Below are 18753 nucleotides of genomic sequence, written 5' to 3'. Positions count from 1 at the left end.
GACGGATGCGAGACAAGACTAGCGAAACAACCTCGTCATGCAAGTAAACTTGTCCGACAAGATTCATCACGACCCGACCGATCGGCCCCCCATGACGCAGAGTCGCGCATCCATGCCCACCGCCCACACCCCCCTCGCCGCCGCCCTCGCCGACCCCACCCGCCTCAGCACCCGCGCCATCGACCTGCACGCGAACGCCCACGACGCCTCGCACTTCCTCCTCGTGCCCGAGGCCTTCGTCATCGCGAAAGACGCCACCGAGGTCGGCCGTCTGCTCCGTGCGAGCGCCGAGTCGGGCACGAAGCTCACCCTCCGCTCGGGCGGCACCAGCCTCAGCGGGCAGGGCGTCACCGACGGGGTGCTCGTCGACGTGCGCCGCAACTTCCGCCGCATCACCATCGAAGACGACGGACTCGTGGTGCGCGTGCAGCCCGGCGCCACCGTGCGCCAGGTGAACGCGCGACTCACCCGCCACGGCCGCAAGCTCGGTCCCGACCCGGCGAGCGAGGTGGCGTGCACGATCGGCGGCGTCATCGCGAACAACTCGAGCGGCATGTCGTGCGGCACGACCGGCAACACCTACCGCACCCTCCTGTCGATGACCGTCGTGCTACCGAGCGGCACCGTCGTCGACACCGCGGCCCCCGACGCGAACCAGCGCCTCCGCCACGACGAGCCCGAACTCTTCGCGGGGCTCGAGCGCCTGCGCGACCGGGTGCGCGGCAACCCGGAGTCGGTGCGCATCCTCGAGCACCAGTTCTCGATGAAGAACACCATGGGCTACGGCCTCAACTCCTTCCTCGACCACGACGAGCCGGCCGAACTGCTGGCGCGACTCGTCATCGGCAGCGAGGGAACGCTGGGCTTCGTGGCCGAGGCCGTCTTCCGCACTCTGCCCCTGCATCCGCATCTCGCCACCGGCCTCGTCGTCTTCGACGACCTCAGGGCCGCGAACGAGGCCCTCCCCGGTATCGTCGCCACCGGCGCATCGGCCGTCGAGCTGATGGACGCGCAATCACTCCGGGTGGGAAAGACCGAAGCGGATGCGCCCCCCGCCATCAGAGACCTCGACGTCGTCGCCCAGGCGGCACTGCTCGTCGAGTACCAGGCAGCGACCACAGCAGAGCTCGCCGAGGTGCAGTCCGGCGGCGAGCGCCTCCTCGCCGGCCTCGACCTCGCCGCGCCCGCGGTGCTGAGCGCCGACCCCGCCACCCGCGCCTCGCTCTGGCATCTGCGCAAGGGTCTCTACACCACCGTCGCGGGCGCCCGCCCCTCGGGCACCACCGCGCTGCTCGAAGACGTCGTCGTGCCCGTCGACTCGCTGGCCCGCACCTGCAGCGAGCTGAGCGTGCTGTTCGACCGCTACGGCTACGAGAACAGCGTCATCTTCGGGCACGCGAAAGACGGCAACATCCACTTCATGCTCACCGACCTGTTCGAGGGCGAGGGCCTCGCCCGCTTCGAGTCGTTCACCGACGACATGGTCGACCTGGTGCTCGGCGAGGGCGGCTCGCTGAAGGCCGAGCACGGCACGGGGCGCGTCATGGCGCCCTACGTGCGGCGGCAGTACGGCGACGAGCTCTACGCGGTGATGGTCGAGCTCAAGGCCCTCTGTGACCCGGCACGGATGCTCAACCCCGGCGTCATCATCACCGACGACCCCGCGGTGCACCTGCGCGACATCAAGCGCACGCCCACCATCGAGGTGGAGGCCGACCGCTGCGTCGAGTGCGGATACTGCGAGCCCGTCTGCCCGAGCCGCGACCTCACCCTCACGCCCCGCCAGCGCATCGTCGTGAAGCGCGCCATCGCGGCGGCGACCGCCGACGGCGATCACGCTCTGGCGGCGGAGCTCGAGGGCGATTACGGCTACGACGGCGTGGAGACCTGCGCCGTCGACGGCATGTGCCAGACGGCTTGCCCGGTGCTCATCAACACCGGCGACCTGGTGCGGCGGCTGCGCAAGACGGGTCACGCGGGTGCCGAGAAGGCGGTGTGGAAGACGGCATCGGCCCACTGGGCGGGCACGACCGGCGTGGCGTCGGCGGCGCTCACGATCGCCGAGAAGATCCCGGCTCCGCTCGCACCGGTCGTCACCGGCGTGAACAAGCTCGGGCGCGCCGTGGTCGGCGACGACGTGCTGCCGCTCTGGTCGCCCGAGCTCCCCGCCGGCGGGCGCAAGCGCTCGAAGAACTCGATCTTCCGGGCCGTCGGTGCCGCCGCGGAAGGGTCGACGGATGCGCGGGGTGCGACGGATGCGGCGCTCACGACGGATGCGGCGGTCGCCTCGGATGCGGCGGTCGCCTCCGCTGGGGCCGTCGCCTCCGCTGCGGCGGTCGCCGAAGCCGTCTACCTCCCCGCCTGCGTGAACACCATGTTCGGCCCCGTGGGTGACGGCGTGCAGCGCAGCTTCGAGGAGCTGTGCGAGCGGGCCGGCATCACCCTGGTACTCCCCGACGACGTGGACTCGCTCTGCTGCGGCACCCCGTGGTCGTCGAAGGGGCTCCCCGACGGAGCCGCCGTCATGCGCGAACGGGTGCTCGCGAGCCTCCGCCGTGCGACCCGTGACGGCGAGCTGCCGGTGATCTGCGACGCCTCGTCGTGCACGGAGGGCATCCTGCACCAGATCGAGGCCGACACCGCCCTGCCGCGCCTCCGGGTGATCGACGCCGTCGACTTCGTGGCCACGCGCATCCTGCCGCTGCTGCCCGAGCACGAGCTCATCGACTCGCTCGCCCTGCACCCCACCTGCTCGTCGACGCGGCTCGGCATCAACCCGCAGCTCACCGCGGTGGCGGGCGCCGTGGCCGAGAGCGTCGTGATTCCCGCCGACTGGGGCTGCTGCGCCTTCGCCGGTGATCGCGGCATGCTGCATCCCGAGCTCACCGCGTCGGCGACCGCCGCACAGGCGGCCGAGGTGCGAGCGGCGGGCGCCACCGCGCACGCGAGCTGCAACCGCACCTGCGAACTCGGCATGACGCGGGCGACCGGAGCGGAGTACGGCCACGTGCTCGAGCTGCTCGCGGAGGTCACCCGACCGCGGTGAGTCGGGCCGGGCGCCGCGGCGAGGCGGACCCGGCCGCGCTGAGGCCGACGGGCGGGCGGGCCCGGCCCCGGTGAGGCCAGGCCGCGCCGGGCGCCGCGACGAGGCACCCCGCGCGGACCGGGCCGGGCCGGGCGCCGCGATGAGGCGCACCGCGCGGGCAGGGCCGGGCGCCGCGGCGGGCCGAGCGCGGGCCGAGCCGCCCGACCCGCCCGCCCGCCGCTCCGCGTCGCCGTGTGACGGTGACGGGCGGGGGCACCACCGATCCGTGCGACGATCGAATGACCCGACCACGAGGAACCCCCACGCATGACACGCCACATCGCCGAGACGCCCGCCGTGTACATCCTTCACGAGAACGAGGAGTGGATTCCGCCGCTCGCCGCCGCACTCGACGCGGCCGGGGTCGAGCACCGCGAGTGGCCGCTCACGGGAGGGTCGATCGACCTCTCCACCGAACCGCCGGCCGGCGTGTTCTGGTCGCGGCTCAGCGCCTCGTCGCACACCCGCGGCCACGAGCACGCCAAGGAGCAGGCCCGCGCCGTGCTGCGCTGGCTCGAGTCGTGGGGGCGCCGGGTGGTGAACGGCAGCCGCGTGGTCGAGCTCGAGGTGAGCAAGGCCGCCCAGTACGCGGCGCTGCGCGCAGCCGGGTTCGACGTGCCCCACACCGTCGTCGTGTTCGGCACCGGCGAGCTGAAGCACCGCGCGCGCGAGCTCCCGCTCCCCTTCATCACCAAGCACAACCAGGGCGGCAAGGGCCTCGGAGTGCGGCGCTTCGACACGCTGGCGGAGTTCGACGCCTATGTCGACGGGCCTGAGTTCGAGCATCCGGTCGACGGCATCACCCTGCTGCAGGAGTACGTCGTCACCGCGGCGCCCTTCGTCACCCGGGCCGAGTTCGTCGGCGGGCGGTTCGTCTACGCGGTCGAGGTCGACACCTCGGCGGGCTCGTTCGAGCTGTGCCCCGCCGAGGCCTGCGCGGTGCCTGAACCCGGGGCGGAGGCCCAGCCGGCCAGCCTGTTCCGTGAGCGTGGCGAGGTGTCGGCCGAGCATCCGCTCATCGTGAAGCTGGAGGCCTTCCTGGCCGAGCAAGGCATCGACGTGGCGGGCGTGGAGTTCTTCGAGACGGCCGACGGACGCACCATCCCGTACGACATCAACACGAACACGAACTACAGTCCCGACGTCGAGGCGGTGACGAGCCGGTCGGCGGCGGCGGCGGTGGCCCGATTCCTCGGTGACGAACTCGCTGCGGCGGCCCCGCAGGAGGTCTCGGCATGAGGTTCGGCTACTGGACCCCGGTGTTCGGCGGCTGGCTGCGCAACGTCGACGACGAGGGAACCCCGCTCACCTTCCCGCACCTGGCCGAGATCGCCCGCGCCGCCGAGGCCGGCGGGTTCGACCTCACGCTGGTGCCCGAGCTCAACCTCAACGACATCCGCGGGTTCTCGGGGCCCACCTTCGACGCCTGGGCGACGACCACCGCTCTCGCCGCCGTCACCTCGACCCTCGAACTCATGGTGGCGCTGCGGCCGAGCTATCACCCGCCGGCCCTCACCGCCAAGCAGGCGGCGACCATCCAGGCCATCGCGGGCGGCAGGCTCACCCTCAACGTCGTGTCGGCGTGGTGGGCTGAGGAGGCGCGGCAGTACGGCGTCGAGTTCCGCGAGCACGACGACCGCTACGCGTTCACCGCCGAGTACGTCGAGGTGCTGCGGGGGCTCTGGAGCGAGACCCCGTACACCCACCACGGCGCCCACTTCGATCTCGACGGCACCTTCCTCGAGCCCAAGCCCGACGTCACGCCCCTGGTCTACGCGGGCGGCGAGAGCGAGGCGGGGCGCACGGCCATCGCCGGCTTCGCCGACGCCTACCTCACCCACGGCGGCACCGTCGACGAGCTCGGCACCAAGATCGCCGACATGCGGCGCCGCCGCGCGGAGGCCGGTCGGGAGCCGTTCGAGCACTTCGGCATGGCGGGCTTCGCGATCGTGCGCAACACCGAGGCGGAGGCCCAGGCGGAACTCGACCGCATCACGGATGTGCGCCACGGCGCCGCCTACGAGTCATACCAGGACTTCGTGAGCAAGTCGCAGCTCGACACCCGCGTCGACCTCAAGGACTACTCGGTCTCGAACCGCGGCCTGCGCCCCGGCTTCGTGGGAACGCCGGAGCAGGTGGCGGCGCGCATCCTGGAGTTCGAGGAGGTGGGGGTCGACACGCTGCTGCTGCAGTTCTCCCCCGCGCTCGGGGAGCTGCAGCGCTTCGGGGAGCAGGTCATCCCCCTGGTGCGCGCGGGCGCCTGACGCCCGCTCAGACCGCGGTGTAGCCCCCGTCGATGACGAGACTCTGCCCGGTGAGGTACGACGACGCATCCGAGGCCAGGTAGACCACGAGCCCGTGCAGATCTTCGGGTTCGCCCATGCGGCCGGCGGGGATGGTGCTGATCCACCGGGCGGCGAGGTCGGGGTTCGCCTCGGTGAACTCGCGGGTCATGTCGGAGAGGAAGTACCCCGGGGCGATGGCATTCACCCGGATGCGCGAGGGCGCCCATTCGACGGCCAGCGACGCCGCGAGGTGGCTGACCGCCGCCTTCGAGGAGTTGTAGGAGGCCTGGAACTGCGGCTGATTCACGATGAACGCCGACATCGACGAGATGAACACCGCCGACGACGACACCCCGGCGGCGAGCGCCCGGCGGGCGAACGACTGGGCGGCGAAGAAGGTGCCGTCGAGGTTCACCGCGAGCACCTTGCGCCAAGTCTCGGGCGCGACGTCGACGCTGTCGTCCCAGATCGTGATGCCGGCGGCGGTCACCAGCAGCGACGCGGTGCCGAGCGCGGCCTCGGCCTCGCCGAACACCGCGTCGAGTGCGGCACTGTCGGTGACGTCGACGACGTAGCCGCGCGCCTGCACGCCGAACTCGGAGGCGAGGCGCTCGGCCGACTCCTCCACGGCGGGCAGCAGGTCGACCAGGGCGACGTTCACGCCCTGCCCCGCCAGCGCGGTCGCCAGCGAGTAGCCGAGGCCGCGGGCGCCTCCGGTCACGACCGCGGTGCGGCCCTTGAGATCTTCGAACATCACGTCTCCTTCGTCGAGTTCTTCTGGTGCAGGGTCTGAGGCGGGCCGCCGGCCCGATCAGATCTCCTGGTCGGTGGGCAGGATGACGAGGTCGCGGATGGTCACGTGCCGCGGCCTCGTGAGCATGAACAGCACGGCCTCCGCGACGTCCTCCGACCGGATTCCCGTGCGATCGCCGACCTTCTGGTCGACCCCGTCGGCGCCCTCCGCGAAGCCCCACAGCTCGTTGAGCACGACCCCGGGCCCGATCGCCCCCGCGCGCACGCCCGTTCCCACGAGCTGACGCCGCAGGGTGTGCACGAACGACTGGGTGGCGTGCTTGGTGGCGGAGTAGACGGGTTCCCAGTGGATGTCCTGGTGCCCCGACACCGAACTCGTCACCAGCACGTCACCGGATCCCTGCTCGATGAGGTGCGGGAGCGCCGCGCGCACGGTCGCCATCGCCCCGAACACGTTCACCGAGACGAGCTGCTCCATGGCGACCGGGTCGGTCTCGGCGAAGTCGCCGCCCACGTAGAGCCCGGCATTCGCGAGCACGTCGTCGAGACGCCCGAACTCCTCCACCGCGACCCGCACGGCCTCGACCGACACCGCGTAGTCGGAGACGTCGCCGGCGACGATGCGGGTCTCCCCCGGCAGTGTGTCGGCGACCTGGCGCAAACGCTCCTCCGAACGCCCCACCAGCACGAGTTTCGCGCCCTCGGCCGAGAGGGCCTGCGCGTAAGCCCGGCCGATGCCCGAGCTGCCGCCGGTGATGAGGGCGACGCGGCCCGCGAGGCTCCCCGAGGTGCCGCCTGCGTGGGCCGCGCGCGGGGCGGCGGGGTCGTCGTGGTCGAGGGTGCTCATCGGTCAGCGGCTCCGTTCGAGAGGGCGGGGGTGGTGGTGGGGGCGGATGCGGATGCGGCGAGGGCTGCCCGACGCAGCAGCTCGTCGGGTCGGGTGTCGATGCGGGCGACCTGGGCGTCGTCGAGGAAGACGGGTCCGCCCGCGGCCAGCGTGTGGAGCAGCACGCTCGCCACCTTCACGGCCATCTCGGTGATCTGCAGCACCTCTGAGGTGCTCGCACCGAGCGCGAACATGCCGTGGTTGGCGAGGTAGACCACCTTGGGAACGGATCCGGTCGCCTCGAGACGCTCGCGCAGCATCCGTCTCACCGCCCTCGCGAGCTTCAGGCCCGGGTCGATGTAGGGCACGAGCAGCGGGTCGGTGCCGAGCACCACGATCTGGTCGGGGAAGAGCGACCCCGCCACGAGCAATGACGCCTGCGGCGAGCACAGCAGGCCATTCACGGGAATCGGATGCGTGTGCCCCACCGCCTCGACGCCCGGCAGGTCGAGACAGACGGCGTGCAGCAGGGCCTCGACGGAGGGGCGGCGCCCGCCGGTCGCTGCAGCGGCGAACAGCGCGCGCACCGCCTCGTCGTCGGCGGAGGCGGTGGCGGTGGCGGCGGCAGCATCACCCCCCGCAGCCGCGGCAGGCGCGTCGACCAGGGCGAGCACGTCGGCGATGCGCACCTCGACGAAGTCGTCGGGGACGGCGATCGCCATCGACGCCCCCGACGCCTTCACCAGCATGGCGCCGCTGTCGCCGCCGAGCGACACCGAGGTGTTGCCCTCGGCGAGCACAGCCCAGGCGCGGTCGGGTCGTCCGAGCTCCAACGAGAGCTCGACCAGCGCGGCGAGCGCCTCGTCGCGGGGCGTGGGGGTCGGAGAGGTCACGAGACTGTCGTCCTTTCGGGGGGCGCGGTCGGGGCAGAATCGCCGGCGGTGAGGCGGGCGTCAGAGGTGGCAGACGCGAACTCGCCACCCGGCTCGTACCGCGCGATGACTCCCCCGGCCTCGCCGCCCGCCGCGTACACCTCGGCGAGGCTGCCGAACCGCCCGGCCGCCACGAGCTGCACGGCGAGATTGCCGAACGCCGAGGCCTCCGCAGGCCCCGCCGTCACGGGCAGCCCGGTGAGCTCGGCGGTGCGCCGGCAGAGCAACTCGTTCCGCGACCCCCCGCCCACGATGCGCACCGACTTGAGCGGCGAGCCGAGCACCCGCCCGAACGACCGCACCGCGTCGGCATACGCGACGGCGAGACTCTCGACGATGCTCCGAACGGTGCCGATGCGCCCCTCGGGAGCCGCACCGCCCGTCTCCACGCAGAGCTGCGCGATGCGATCGGGCATCGCGCCCGGTGCGAGCAACCGCGGGTCACCCACGTCGAACACCGGGGCCGCGACGTCGTCGCGCTCAGACGCCGAGCGCACCAGGGCGACGGGGTCGAGCATCCGCCCGTCCTCCTCCGACCACTGCCGAACGCACTCGACCAGCAGCCACATGCCCGAGAGATTGCGCAGCAGCAGCGTCTGCTCGCCGACCCCGCGCTCGTTCGTGAGCCCGGCGGCGAGGGCCGCCTCGTCGAGCACGGGCGCGGCGAGGCTCACGCCCGCCACCGACCAGCTGCCGCTCGAGACGAGCAGCGACGGCTCTCCGGGTGTGGCGAAGGCGAGCGCCGAGGCGGTGTCGTGCCCGGCGACGCGGTAGACGGGCACCGGATGCGCGGCGCCGATGCGTGCGGTGACCCGCGGCAGGGTGTGCCCCGCGAGCGACCCCGCGGGGACGGGTTCGGGCAGGGTGAACGAGCCGAGTCCCCACGCGTCGACGAGTTCGGGCGACCAGGAGCCGGTGCGCGCATCCAGCAGCTGCGTGGTGGAGGCGATGGTGCGCTCGGCCCCGAGCGCGCCGGAGAGTAGCCACACCCAGAGGTCGGGTACGAGCAGCACGGTTCCGGATGCGCGCCCCGCGTCGTGCGAGCGGGCGGCCGCGCGGAGGCGGTACGAGGTGTTGATGGTCTGCGGCGGCACGCCCGTGATGGCGTAGGAACGCCGCGGCGGCACGACGGAGTCGCCCTCGGCGACGGCCTCGACGGGGGCGCCGCGGTAGTGATCGACGATGCCCGTGTAGCCGCCGGTGGCATCGAGGAGCCCGTAGTCGACGCCCCAGCTGTCGACCCCGATGCCGGCGAGTTCGCGCCCCAGGGCTCGGGCGGCGGTGACGGCGGCGGCGAGACCCTCGAGGGTCTCCTCGAAGAGGCGGTCGGCGGCCCAGCGGAGCATCTCGCCCTCGGCGAGCGAATCGGCGAGCGGACCGTTGGGGAAGCGGTGCAGCTCCACCATGCACACCTCGCCGGCCTCGACGTAGCCGAGCATCACGCGACCGCTGGAGGCGCCGAGATCGACCGCGGCGAAGGCCTCGGCGGGGGGCGGAGCTGACATGTCACGTCCTCGTGATCGGGATGTTATTTCGTGTGAAATGTAGCATTGACGAACAACCTCCGGCAAGGTGGTGCCATGGCACTCAAAGGAACGCTTGACGGTGAGACGCGCCGCGCGGCGCTGCTCGAGCTCGCCGGCGAACGCGGCGGGCTGCATCTGTCGGAGGCGGCCGAGCTCTGGGGGGTGCATCCGATGACCATCCGGCGCGACTTCGAGGTGCTGGAGAGCATCGGCAGGGTGCGGCGGGTGCGGGGTGGCATCGTTCCGGTCGAGACCGACGCCTTCGGCACGCGGCAGGGCCGCAACCTGCGGGCGAAGGAGCGCATCGCCGAGAAGATCGTGCAGCTACTGCCCGACGGCGGTGCGGTGGGGCTCGACTCGTCGACGACGGCCTACGTACTTGCCGACACGCTGCCGCCGGAGAGCCGGTTCACTGTCGTGACGAACGGGCTCAGCGCCTTCGAGTCGCTCTCGCGCCTGAGCGGAGTGCGCGGCTACCTCACCGGCGGCGAACGGGAGGAGCAGAACCTCAGTCTCGTCGGCGCGCTCACCCTCTCGGCGTTCGGGGCGTTCCACTTCGACGTCTCGGTGATCTCGGCGCTCGGTGTGCACGGCGAGAGCGGCACCAGCGAGAGCACGCTGGCGCAGGCGGCGGTGAAGGATGCGATGGCCCGGGCCTCGGCGACGGTCGTGCTGGCGGTCGACGCGTCGAAGCTGCAGTCGCGGGCGCGCGTGCGCGCGCTCACCCTCGACCGCATCGACGTGCTCGTCACCGAGCTCGACCCGGGCGACGAGCGACTCTCCCCCTACCGCGAACTCGTGCCCCGAATCCTGTAGGGCGCCCGGTGCCGGGTGCCGTGGACCGCGGCTACGCGTGGCGGGCATCGAGGCTATGGGGTGGCGGGCTCGCGCAGCGGGGTCGATGGGTCGGGGTCGAGCTCGAGCACCGCGGCGGGCGCCGTCTCGACCGAGCTGAGCAGGGTGGTGGGCTGCATCACCGCGTGCGCCCCCCACGATGCCGCGAGCGCGAGGCCCGCCGCCACATCCGGTGCGGCGCCCGACCGGCGGCCCGCGGCCGCTCCCCGCAGCGCAGCGCCGAGCCCGGCACCCGCCGGAGGCGCAGTACCCGCACCCGACGGCGCAGCACCGAGCCCGGCGCCCGCGGGAGCACCCGCACCCGCACCCGCACCCAGCGAAGCCTCGCCGGCCCCGGCCCCCACGGCAGGCGCAGCACCCGCACCTCCCATGGCCCCCACGAGGAACCCGGCGAGCGACGCATCGCCCGCCCCCGCCGTGTTCACCACGGTGGCAGGAGCGAAAGCGCGCATGACCCCCTCGTCGGAGACCGCGAGCGCACCGTCGGCGCCCATGCTCACGTAGACGATGTCGCACCCCGCGTCGTGGAGGCGCAGGGCCGCATCCGTCACGTCGCCGAGGGTGCGCAACTCGAGTCCGGTGAGTTCGGCCAGCTCGTGGGTGTTCGGCTTGAGAAGAGCCACCGGAGCGAGGTCGCCGACCACGCTACGCAGCGACGCCCCGGCCGTGTCGACGGCGACGCGCACCCCGCGCTCGGCCGCCCGGCGCACCGCGTCGAGGAACGGCACGGGCCCGCCGCCGCCCGCGAGCACCGGGATCGAGCCCGACACCACGAGCCACTCCGCGTCGAGCCGCTCAAGCTCGCGCTCGGTGCGCTCGGCGATCGCCCGCCACAGCGCCGGGGTCACAGGCACAGGCGACTCGTTGACCTTCGTCGTGGTGCCGCTCGCGTCGAGCAGCGTCGTGTTGATGCGCGTGCGGCCACCGTCGGGCACGCCGGCGAGCAGTTCGGCGAACCCGCCCTCGCGGGCCAGGGCCTCGCCCTGCGACCCCAGTGCGAGCACCGCCGCCACCGGGATCGCCGACAGCGCGACAGCTCGCGCCACGTTGACGCCCTTGCCGCTCAGCTCGGCGTGCACCTCGACCGCCCGGTTCACCTCCCCGAGCTCGAGCGCGCCGAGCCGGTACGTGAGGTCGATCGCGGGTGCCGGCGTCAGCGTGACGATGCCCCGCCGAGCGGATGCGCGCCCACTCATGCCGCCACCTCCTCCGCCAGCACCAGGCTGACACCCCGTTCGCCCAGGTCTCGAATGAGACGCGCCCCCCGCTCTCCCTCGAGAGCGAGCGGATGCGCGACCACCGCATCGACCGCCCCCCACGGCACCGAGAGGGCCCACCCTGCGGCCTGCACGCCCCTCCCGCTCGGCGCCGCCGTGCCGTTCGCGGCAGCGGGTGACGGAGCCGGCTCCATTCCGGCCGCGGTGAGCACCACTCTGTGTGCCGACTCGGCGAGCGTCGCGGCGAGGGCTGCGGCGTCGGGGTCGGGGGCGAGCACCGGATGCTCGGACAGGCGCGATCCACCGTCGAACACCGCCACGGCCAGCCGGAGGCGCTCAGCACCCGCGCGGGCCCACGGGCCCTCGGTGGAGCCGTCGGGCCGAACGCGACCGCCGAGCAGGTGCACCTCGGCGGGCTCGACCGACTCGGCGGCGGCGAGCGCCACCGGCACCGACGCCGTCACGATCGCCACCTCGTGCGCGGCGGTGAGCCGCGAGGCGATCGCCTCCGCCACCGCGCCGCCGTCGAGGTACACCGCGCCAGAAGCCGGTAGCATGCCGATCACCGCGGCGGCGACGTCGTCGACGCGGTGGTGGGCCGCCGACTCCTCGCCGCGGCGAGCGCCGCGCTCTCCGCGCCCGGCGCCGCGCTCGCTGCCGGAAGGCGGTGCGCTGCGAAGCGCACCCGGATCACCGGGCCGATCGCCGTCGACGTCGAACCCCAGCTCGACGGGCACGGCTCCACCGTGCGCCCGCCGAAGGGCCCCCTCCGCCTCGAGCGCGGTGAGATCGCGCCGCACGGTCTCCTCCGCGACACCCAGCACCCGCGCCAGGGCCGTCACCTCGACCCGTCCGCGATCGTCGAGCTCGGCGAGAATGCTCCGTCTCCTCCGCTGCACGGCACCACCCGCGCTCGTCACGGAGGCGGTCATCGCGCGATCCCCGCGCCCGCGGCCGCCGCTGCCGCCCGCGACCCCCACCACGGCCCCAGAGCCGCCGTCGCCTCGTCGAACGAGCGGATGACGCCCGCCCAGTACGCTTCCGACTCCGCCGTCGGCAGCACCGGTTGTGAGCGCTCCACCAGTTCCTGTGCGGCGGCCACCGACTCGAACACCCCCACGGCTGTCCCCGCCACCGCGGCCGCGCCGAAGGCCCCGGCCTCCTCGTTCTGCACCACGACGACCGGCGACCGCAGCGCGTTCGCAACGAGCTGCACGTAGAGCGGGGCGCGGGCGATGCCTCCGCCGAGCACGACGGGCTGATCCCAGTCGAACCGCTCGCCGAGCGCCCGCGTGTGCCAGACGTGCATGAGCGCGATGCCCTCGAGTGCACCCCGCAGCACGTGCGCCGGCGTGTGCCAGGCGCGCACACCCGCGAGTGCGGCCGAGCTGTCGGCGCCGAGCGGCGAGTCCACGAGGAAGGGCAGCACGAGCGGCACCTGCTCCTCGGGGTCGAGCGCAGCCGCCTCGGCGAAGAGCCGGTCGCGGGCGGCGTCGTCGGCGACGCCGAGCAACCGCAGCACCCAGTTGAGAGCGGGAGAGGCGGTGGCCGAGGTCGACATCGCGATGCGCAGCTCGGGGGTGATCGACAGCCTCGACTGCCACCGCGGGTCGACGTCGCCGCGCGTCGTCGTCACCCCGTTGGTGCTGAACGACCCCGCGACCAGCGCGAGCCGCCCCGGCGCCAGCGCGCCCATACCGATCGCCGCGGCCTGCACGTCGTGCAACCCCGCGATCACCGGGGTGCCCGCCGCCAGACCGGTCGCCGCAGCTGCCTCCGGCAGCACCTCACCCACGACGTCGCCGCTCGCGTGAAGCGGCGGCAGCAGCCGCATCAGCGACTCGGGGAGCCCGTACGCCTCGACCACCTCGGCGCTCCACGCCGCAGCATCCGTGTCGAGGAACGACGCCGTCGCGTCGGAGTAGTCGGTGGCGATCACGCCGGTGAGCCGCAGCCTGATGACGTCTTTGCAGAACAGCATCGCCCCGGCGCTCTGCACGCGCTGGGGGTCGTGCTTCAGCAGCCAGCGCAGGAGGTTGCCCGCCGCACCGGGCGTCGGCTCCTGGCCGGAGCGGCCGAGCACCACGCGCATCCGCTCGCCGTCTGCGGCGAGCTCGGCGGCCTCGAGGTGGGCGCGGGAGTCCATGGCGGTGATGGCGGGCCCGACCGGCGCGCCTTCGGCGGTCACGAGGTGCAGGCCGTCGCCGTGGCCCGTGATGCCGATGGCCGCGATGCCGGCCGGGTCGACGCCCGAGACGGCGATCGCCTCGGCGATGGCCTCGGCCGCCGCCGCCCAGAGCGCGTCTTGCGAGCGCTCGGCGAAGCGCGGCACCTCGCGGTCGACCGGGCTCGATCGCCGCCCGACACCGATCGGGCGCAGCGACTCGTCGTGCACGACGGCCTTGACGGCGGTCTGGCCGACGTCGATGCCGAGCAGATAGCGGGCGCCGGATGCGGACATGGCGATCCTCCGATCGATGGAGCGTCGCGCGGATTGCCCGATTGCGCTCGTTTCGACGATCATATCAACTCAAATCCACATTCTGGGGCTAGATTTCGGTCACGTTCGGCTAGACTCGAGCCATCTCGACCGGATCGGCGGAATCACGATGTACCCAGCGGAGCGTCACGCCGCCATCCTCGACGCCGCCCGGCGCCAAGGCGGCGAGGTCACCGTGCAGCAGCTCGGCGAGCTGCTCGAGGTCGCCCCCGAGACCGTGCGCCGCGACCTCGGCGCCCTCGAGCGGCGCGGCCTGCTGCGTCGCCGGCACGGCGGTGCGGTGCTCGCCGAGCGCGCGCCCTTCGAGAGCCCGCTCTCGCTCCGCGGTCTCGCCGAGGCCGAGGAGCGCCGCGCCGTCGCCGAGGCCGTCGCCGAGCTGCTGCCCGCGGAGGGCTCGATCCTCCTCGACTCGGGCACGATGACCCTCGAGGTGGCGCGATCGCTCGCGGCCCGCCGCGACACCGGAGCCCTGCTCGTCGTCACCACGAGCCTGCCCATCGCGATGCTGCTGACCCGGCACCCGCGGCTCACCGCGCTGCTTCTCCCGGGCCGCCTGCGCGCCGTCACCCAGGCGGTGGTCGGCGCCGCGACCGAGCAACGGCTCGCCGAGCTGCAGGTCGACGCCGCCGTGCTGGGCGCCAACGGCGTCACCCCGGGCCGCGGCGCCTTCACGACCCTTCCCGACGAAGCATCGGTGAAAGAGCGGATGCTCGACGCTGCCGGCCACCGCATCCTCGCCGTTCTCGCCTCGAAGTTCGACAGCCCGTCGCTCAGCCGCTTCGCCACGCTCGACCGCTTCGACACCGTCGTCACCGACGCCAGGCTCGACGCCGAGACGGCGGGCAGGGTCGCCGACGACGGACCCGAGCTCATTCTGGCCGGGGAGCACCCCGGCGACCGATCCACCACACCCCCGAAGGGAACCCCCGCATGACCCTCGTCTCCACCGGTGACATCCTCGACCGCGAACGCGCCGTCCTGGCGTTCAACGTGATCCAGCTCGAGCACGCCGAGGCCATCGTGAGCGGCGCGGAGGCCGCGGGCCGGCCTGTCGTGCTGCAGATCTCCGAGAATGCAGCGAAGTACCACGGCGCCCTGGCCCCGATCACGCGGGGGAGTCTCGAGATCGCGGCAGCAGCATCCGTCGATGTCGGCGTGCACCTCGACCACGCCGAAGACGAGGCGCTCGTGCGCGAGGCGGTGTCGCTCGGCGCCACCTCGGTGATGTTCGACGCGGCGACGCTCCCCTACTCCGAGAACGTCGAGCGCACCGCGGCCGTCGCCCGGCACGCACAGGAGCGCGGGGTCTGGGTCGAGGCCGAGCTCGGCGCGATCGGCGGCAAGGGCGGGGCGCACACGCCCGGCGTGCGCACCGACCCGGCCGAGGCGGTGGCGTTCGTGGCGGCCACGGGGGTCGACGGGCTGGCGGTGGCGGTGGGGAGCTCGCACGCGATGACCTCGCGGAGCGCCTCGCTCGACTTCGGCCTCATCGCCGAGCTCGCGGCCGCCGTTCCGGTGCCGCTCGTGCTGCACGGGTCGAGCGGGGTGAGCGACGACGACATCGTCACCGCCATCGAGAACGGGATGCGCAAGATCAACATCTCGACGCACATCAACGGCGTCTTCACCCGCGCCGTGCGCGAGGCCCTCGACGCCGACCCCGCGCTTGTCGACCCCCGCAAGTACTTCGCCCCGGCACGCGCCGCCGTCGCCACCGAGGTCACGCGCCTCCTCCGCACCCTTACCCCCTGAGCTCCGGCACTCACACGAAAGGGCCCGGCCGCCGAAGCGACCGGGCCCGTCCCGTCTGAACTAGCTCAGCACTTGCTCTGGTACACCGCGTCGGCGCCCTCGCCGTCCAGGTTGTCCTGGGTGATGACGGTGAAGCCGGTCTGGATCTCCTTCTCGGTCGACTCGCCCTTCAGCGCGGCGATGGCCTGCTCGACGCCGTCCTTGCCGATGGTGGCGGGCTCCTGGGCCACGAGCGCCTGCACGACGCCGTTCTTCAGCTGCTCGACCTGCGCGGGGCCGGCGTCGAAGCCGACCACGGTCACGTCACCCTGCTTGCCGGCCTGCTGCACGCCGGTGGCGGTGCCCTCGGCGGCGAACAGGTTCGCGGCGAAGATGCCGACGATGTCGGGGTCCTTCTGCAGCGCAGCGGTCACGATCTCGGCAGCGGTGGCCGGCTCGTTGTGGCTGTACTGGATGCCGAGGAACTCGAAGTCACTGTCGGCCTCGACGGCCTCCTGGAAGCCTTCGGCACGAGCATCCGAGGTGGAGATGCCCGGGTCGATCGAGACGACGAGCACCTTGCCGCCGTCGGGGTGTGCTTCCTTGATGGCGTCGAACGCCGCGGCTCCGCCGCCCTTGTTGTCGGAGGCGATCGCCGACACCGCGAAGGAGGGGTCTTCGACGGTGGTGTCGACGAGCACGACCTTGATGCCGGCGTCGGCTGCTGCCTGCAGGGGGGCCTGCATGGCCGAGACGTCGGTGGGTGCCACGAGCAGCGCGTCGGGCTTGGAGGCCACGACCGAGTCGATCAGCGGCTTCTGGAGGGTCGGGTCGAACTTCTCGGGGCCCTGCGTGGTGACCGTGGCGCCGGCCTCCTTGGCCGCTGCCTCGATACCGCATTGCATCGAGATGTAGAACTCGTCACCCGCGACGCCCTGCACGAAGGAGATCTTGTAGTCTCCGTCGCCGCCACCGGCCGCCGAGGTGCTGTCGGTGCTGCCCGAGCTCGAGCAGCCGGTCAGGAAAAGCGCCGCCGTGCCCGCGAGCGCGAGACCGGTGAGTGCTGTCTTCTTCCACATCATTGTGATTCCATTCTCTTTTCTGGTGATGGTGCTTCAGGTGGGTCGGTGCAGGGTTTCCTACTGCTTCCTGCTGGCGAAGAGATGTCGCCAGAGGCTTGACGATCCGCCGCGTGCACCGGCGGCACGGCGAACCTGGTCGATGTACACCGCGATGATCAGCACGGCACCGACAGCGACCTGCTGCCAGAACGGCTGAACCCCGGTGATGACGAAGCCGTTCTGCAGCACGGCGGGGATGAAGAGGCCGACGACGGTTCCGAAGATGCCGCCGTAGCCGCCGAACAGCGACGTTCCACCGATGACGACCGCGGCGATGACGTTGAGGTTCGTCTGCGACTGGCCGGCGATGGCGGTGGTGCTGAACTGCGAGAGCGACAGGATGCCCGCGAGACCCGCGAGACCGCCCGAGAGCGCGTAGACCTTGATGAGGTGACGGTCGACCTTCACACCGACCCGGCGTGCGGCTTCCTCGCTGGAGCCCACGGCGTAGGTGTAGAGGCCGAACTTGGTCTTGTGCAGCACGACCGCTCCGATGACCACGACCACCAGGGCGATCACCGAGATGATCGGCACGGCCCCGAACACGTTGCCGTAGCCGATGCTCGTGGTGAGCACGGAGGGCACCTGACGGATGTCGACACCGCCGGTGAGGATCTGCGCGAGACCGAGTGCCATGCCGAGGCTACCGAGGGTCACGATGAGCGGCGGCACCTTGGCCTTCGCGATGAGGAAGCCGTTGAGCGTTCCCCAGAGCAGGCCCACCACGATCGAGACGATGATGCCGACCGTGGCCGTTCCCCAGTCGTCTCCGCCCATCGCCCTCATCACCATCGCCGAGACGACGCCCGAGAACACCAGCACCGAGCCGACCGAGAGGTCGATGCCCGAGGTGATGATGATGAACGTCATGCCGACGCCGAGCACCGCGAGGATCGAGGCGTTCTGCACCACGAGCCGCAGGTTCGAGAACTGGGCGAAGGTGTCGGGGGCGAGGATGCTGAAGATGATCACGATGACGATCAGCACCAGGAAGATCTGGAACGACTGCGCCTTGAGGATGCGCTTGATCGGCGTCTCCCGCTCCTCGGCCGCCATGATCGAGGTGGTCTCGGCACCGTACTCCGGGCCGAACTCGGCTTTCTTGATGTCTTTCTGCTTGATGTCGTCGCTCATCACACGTTCCTCGTGGTCGCGCCGGTCATCAGCCCGACGAGCTCTTCCATGTTGGTGGTCTTGGTGTCGATGTTCGCCACGCGGTGTCCGAGCCGCAGCACCTGCACGCGGTCGGAGACCTCGATGACGTGGGGCATCGAGTGGCTGATGAACACGACGGCGATGCCCTGGTCGCGCACCCGCCGGATGGTCTCCAGCACGTTCTTGGTCTGGCGGACGCCCAGGGCGGCCGTGGGCTCGTCGAGGAAGACGAGCTTCTTGGCCCAGTGCACCGCACGGGCGATGGCGATCGCCTGGCGCTGACCACCCGACATCGACCCGACGGGGCTGGTGAGCGAGCGCACGGTAGCGCCGAGCTCGTCGAAGGCGCGACGCGAGTCGAGCGCCATCGCCTTCTTGTCCATGAAGCCGAAGGCTCCGCCGATCCCCGAACGCATGATCTCGCGGCCGAGGTACATGTTCTGCACGGGGTCGAGGTGCGGGGCGAGGGCGAGGTCTTGGTAGACCGTCTCCATCCCCATCGCGCTCGACTGGGTGGGCGAGGTGATCTCGACCTTCTTGCCCTCGAACAGGATCTCTCCCGAGTCGACGGCGAGGTTGCCCGACAGGGCCTTGACGAGGGTCGACTTTCCGGCGCCGTTGTCTCCGATGAGTGCGGTGACCTCGCCGGGGTAGGCGACGAAGTCGGCGTCGTCGAGCGCACGGACATGGCCGAACTGGCGTGAGAGCCCGCGGGCCTCGAGCACGGGTGTGGTCATCGTGCTTCCCTTCCTTCCTGGCCGTCCTCG

16 protein-coding genes are annotated in these 18753 nt (G+C 72.0%); 6 read left to right on the top strand and 10 right to left on the bottom strand.

Translation table 11 applies throughout. The features are described from left to right. Positions 1 to 112: 112 nt before the first annotated feature. The 3 genes from HL652_RS05460 to HL652_RS05450 all read left to right on the top strand — a co-directional run bounded on the left by HL652_RS05460 (position 113) and on the right by HL652_RS05450 (position 5349). On the top strand, positions 113 to 3046 hold the full coding sequence (locus HL652_RS05460; protein ID WP_171704348.1) for an FAD-binding and (Fe-S)-binding domain-containing protein: 2934 nt from the start codon (positions 113 to 115) through the stop codon (positions 3044 to 3046). A gap of 306 nt (positions 3047 to 3352) precedes the next feature. Beyond that, entirely contained in the window at positions 3353 to 4324 is a 972-nt protein-coding gene (locus HL652_RS05455; protein WP_171704347.1) for an ATP-grasp domain-containing protein, read from the top strand. Continuing rightward, complete coding sequence (locus HL652_RS05450; protein ID WP_171704346.1) at positions 4321 to 5349, top strand: LLM class flavin-dependent oxidoreductase; 1029 nt, start codon at positions 4321 to 4323, stop codon at positions 5347 to 5349. Before HL652_RS05455 ends, HL652_RS05450 begins: the two co-directional genes overlap by 4 nt. A 7-nt stretch (positions 5350 to 5356) precedes the next feature. Here HL652_RS05450 and HL652_RS05445 read toward each other — a convergent pair whose 3' ends face one another. From HL652_RS05445 to HL652_RS05430, 4 genes are read right to left on the bottom strand one after another with little or no spacing between them, the layout of a single operon-like run. Continuing rightward, positions 5357 to 6124 carry an SDR family oxidoreductase gene (locus HL652_RS05445; protein WP_253743659.1) on the bottom strand — a complete coding sequence of 256 codons (768 nt, stop codon included), beginning with the start codon at positions 6122 to 6124 and terminating at the stop codon, positions 5357 to 5359. A 57-nt stretch (positions 6125 to 6181) separates the two neighbouring features. Continuing rightward, positions 6182 to 6970, bottom strand: a complete 789-nt coding sequence (locus HL652_RS05440) for an SDR family oxidoreductase (RefSeq protein WP_171704344.1) — start codon at positions 6968 to 6970, stop codon at positions 6182 to 6184. Next, entirely contained in the window at positions 6967 to 7842 is an 876-nt protein-coding gene (locus tag HL652_RS05435) for a class II aldolase/adducin family protein (protein ID WP_171704343.1), read from the bottom strand. Before HL652_RS05435 ends, HL652_RS05440 begins: the two co-directional genes overlap by 4 nt. Beyond that, positions 7839 to 9386, bottom strand: coding sequence for a rhamnulokinase (locus HL652_RS05430; protein ID WP_171704342.1), 1548 nt, complete (start codon positions 9384 to 9386; stop codon positions 7839 to 7841). Before HL652_RS05430 ends, HL652_RS05435 begins: the two co-directional genes overlap by 4 nt. 75 nt (positions 9387 to 9461) lie before the next feature. On the opposite strand from HL652_RS05430, the gene HL652_RS05425 reads away from it, so the two are divergent. Further along, positions 9462 to 10223, top strand: coding sequence for a DeoR/GlpR family DNA-binding transcription regulator (locus tag HL652_RS05425; RefSeq protein WP_171704341.1), 762 nt, complete (start codon positions 9462 to 9464; stop codon positions 10221 to 10223). A gap of 53 nt (positions 10224 to 10276) precedes the next feature. Here HL652_RS05425 and HL652_RS05420 read toward each other — a convergent pair whose 3' ends face one another. From HL652_RS05420 to HL652_RS05410, 3 genes are read right to left on the bottom strand one after another with little or no spacing between them, the layout of a single operon-like run. Then, a complete protein-coding gene (locus HL652_RS05420) occupies positions 10277 to 11458 on the bottom strand; it encodes a 1-phosphofructokinase family hexose kinase (RefSeq protein ID WP_171704340.1) in 1182 nt (393 codons plus the stop codon). Further along, the gene (locus HL652_RS05415; protein ID WP_171704339.1) at positions 11455 to 12411 is read right to left on the bottom strand and encodes a DeoR family transcriptional regulator; all 957 of its coding nucleotides are present in this window, start codon (positions 12409 to 12411) and stop codon (positions 11455 to 11457) included. The genes HL652_RS05420 and HL652_RS05415 overlap by 4 nt, the downstream gene beginning before the upstream one ends. Further along, positions 12408 to 13940 carry an FGGY-family carbohydrate kinase gene (locus HL652_RS05410; RefSeq protein ID WP_171704338.1) on the bottom strand — a complete coding sequence of 511 codons (1533 nt, stop codon included), beginning with the start codon at positions 13938 to 13940 and terminating at the stop codon, positions 12408 to 12410. The genes HL652_RS05415 and HL652_RS05410 overlap by 4 nt, the downstream gene beginning before the upstream one ends. 148 nt (positions 13941 to 14088) lie before the next feature. On the opposite strand from HL652_RS05410, the gene HL652_RS05405 reads away from it, so the two are divergent. Both HL652_RS05405 and HL652_RS05400 read left to right on the top strand, forming a co-directional pair. Further along, entirely contained in the window at positions 14089 to 14913 is an 825-nt protein-coding gene (locus HL652_RS05405; RefSeq protein WP_171704337.1) for a DeoR/GlpR family DNA-binding transcription regulator, read from the top strand. Further along, positions 14910 to 15731 carry a class II fructose-bisphosphate aldolase gene (locus tag HL652_RS05400; protein ID WP_171704336.1) on the top strand — a complete coding sequence of 274 codons (822 nt, stop codon included), beginning with the start codon at positions 14910 to 14912 and terminating at the stop codon, positions 15729 to 15731. Before HL652_RS05405 ends, HL652_RS05400 begins: the two co-directional genes overlap by 4 nt. A gap of 65 nt (positions 15732 to 15796) precedes the next feature. Here HL652_RS05400 and HL652_RS05395 read toward each other — a convergent pair whose 3' ends face one another. The 3 genes from HL652_RS05395 to HL652_RS05385 are packed head-to-tail and all read right to left on the bottom strand — an operon-like array spanning position 15797 to position 18723. Continuing rightward, positions 15797 to 16792 carry an ABC transporter substrate-binding protein gene (locus tag HL652_RS05395; RefSeq protein ID WP_216604014.1) on the bottom strand — a complete coding sequence of 332 codons (996 nt, stop codon included), beginning with the start codon at positions 16790 to 16792 and terminating at the stop codon, positions 15797 to 15799. 57 nt (positions 16793 to 16849) lie between these two features. After that, positions 16850 to 17965 (bottom strand): ABC transporter permease, encoded by a 1116-nt coding sequence (locus tag HL652_RS05390; protein ID WP_216604012.1) that lies wholly within the window; start codon positions 17963 to 17965, stop codon positions 16850 to 16852. Next, positions 17965 to 18723 carry an ATP-binding cassette domain-containing protein gene (locus HL652_RS05385; protein WP_171704335.1) on the bottom strand — a complete coding sequence of 253 codons (759 nt, stop codon included), beginning with the start codon at positions 18721 to 18723 and terminating at the stop codon, positions 17965 to 17967. Before HL652_RS05385 ends, HL652_RS05390 begins: the two co-directional genes overlap by 1 nt. Positions 18724 to 18753: the final 30 nt, after the last annotated feature.

It is taken from the genome of Herbiconiux sp. SALV-R1 (genome assembly GCF_013113715.1).
In the GTDB taxonomy this organism is placed as follows: domain Bacteria; phylum Actinomycetota; class Actinomycetes; order Actinomycetales; family Microbacteriaceae; genus Herbiconiux.
Note: the sequence above shows the minus strand (reverse complement) of the source record. Positions and strands in the feature narration are given on the sequence as shown.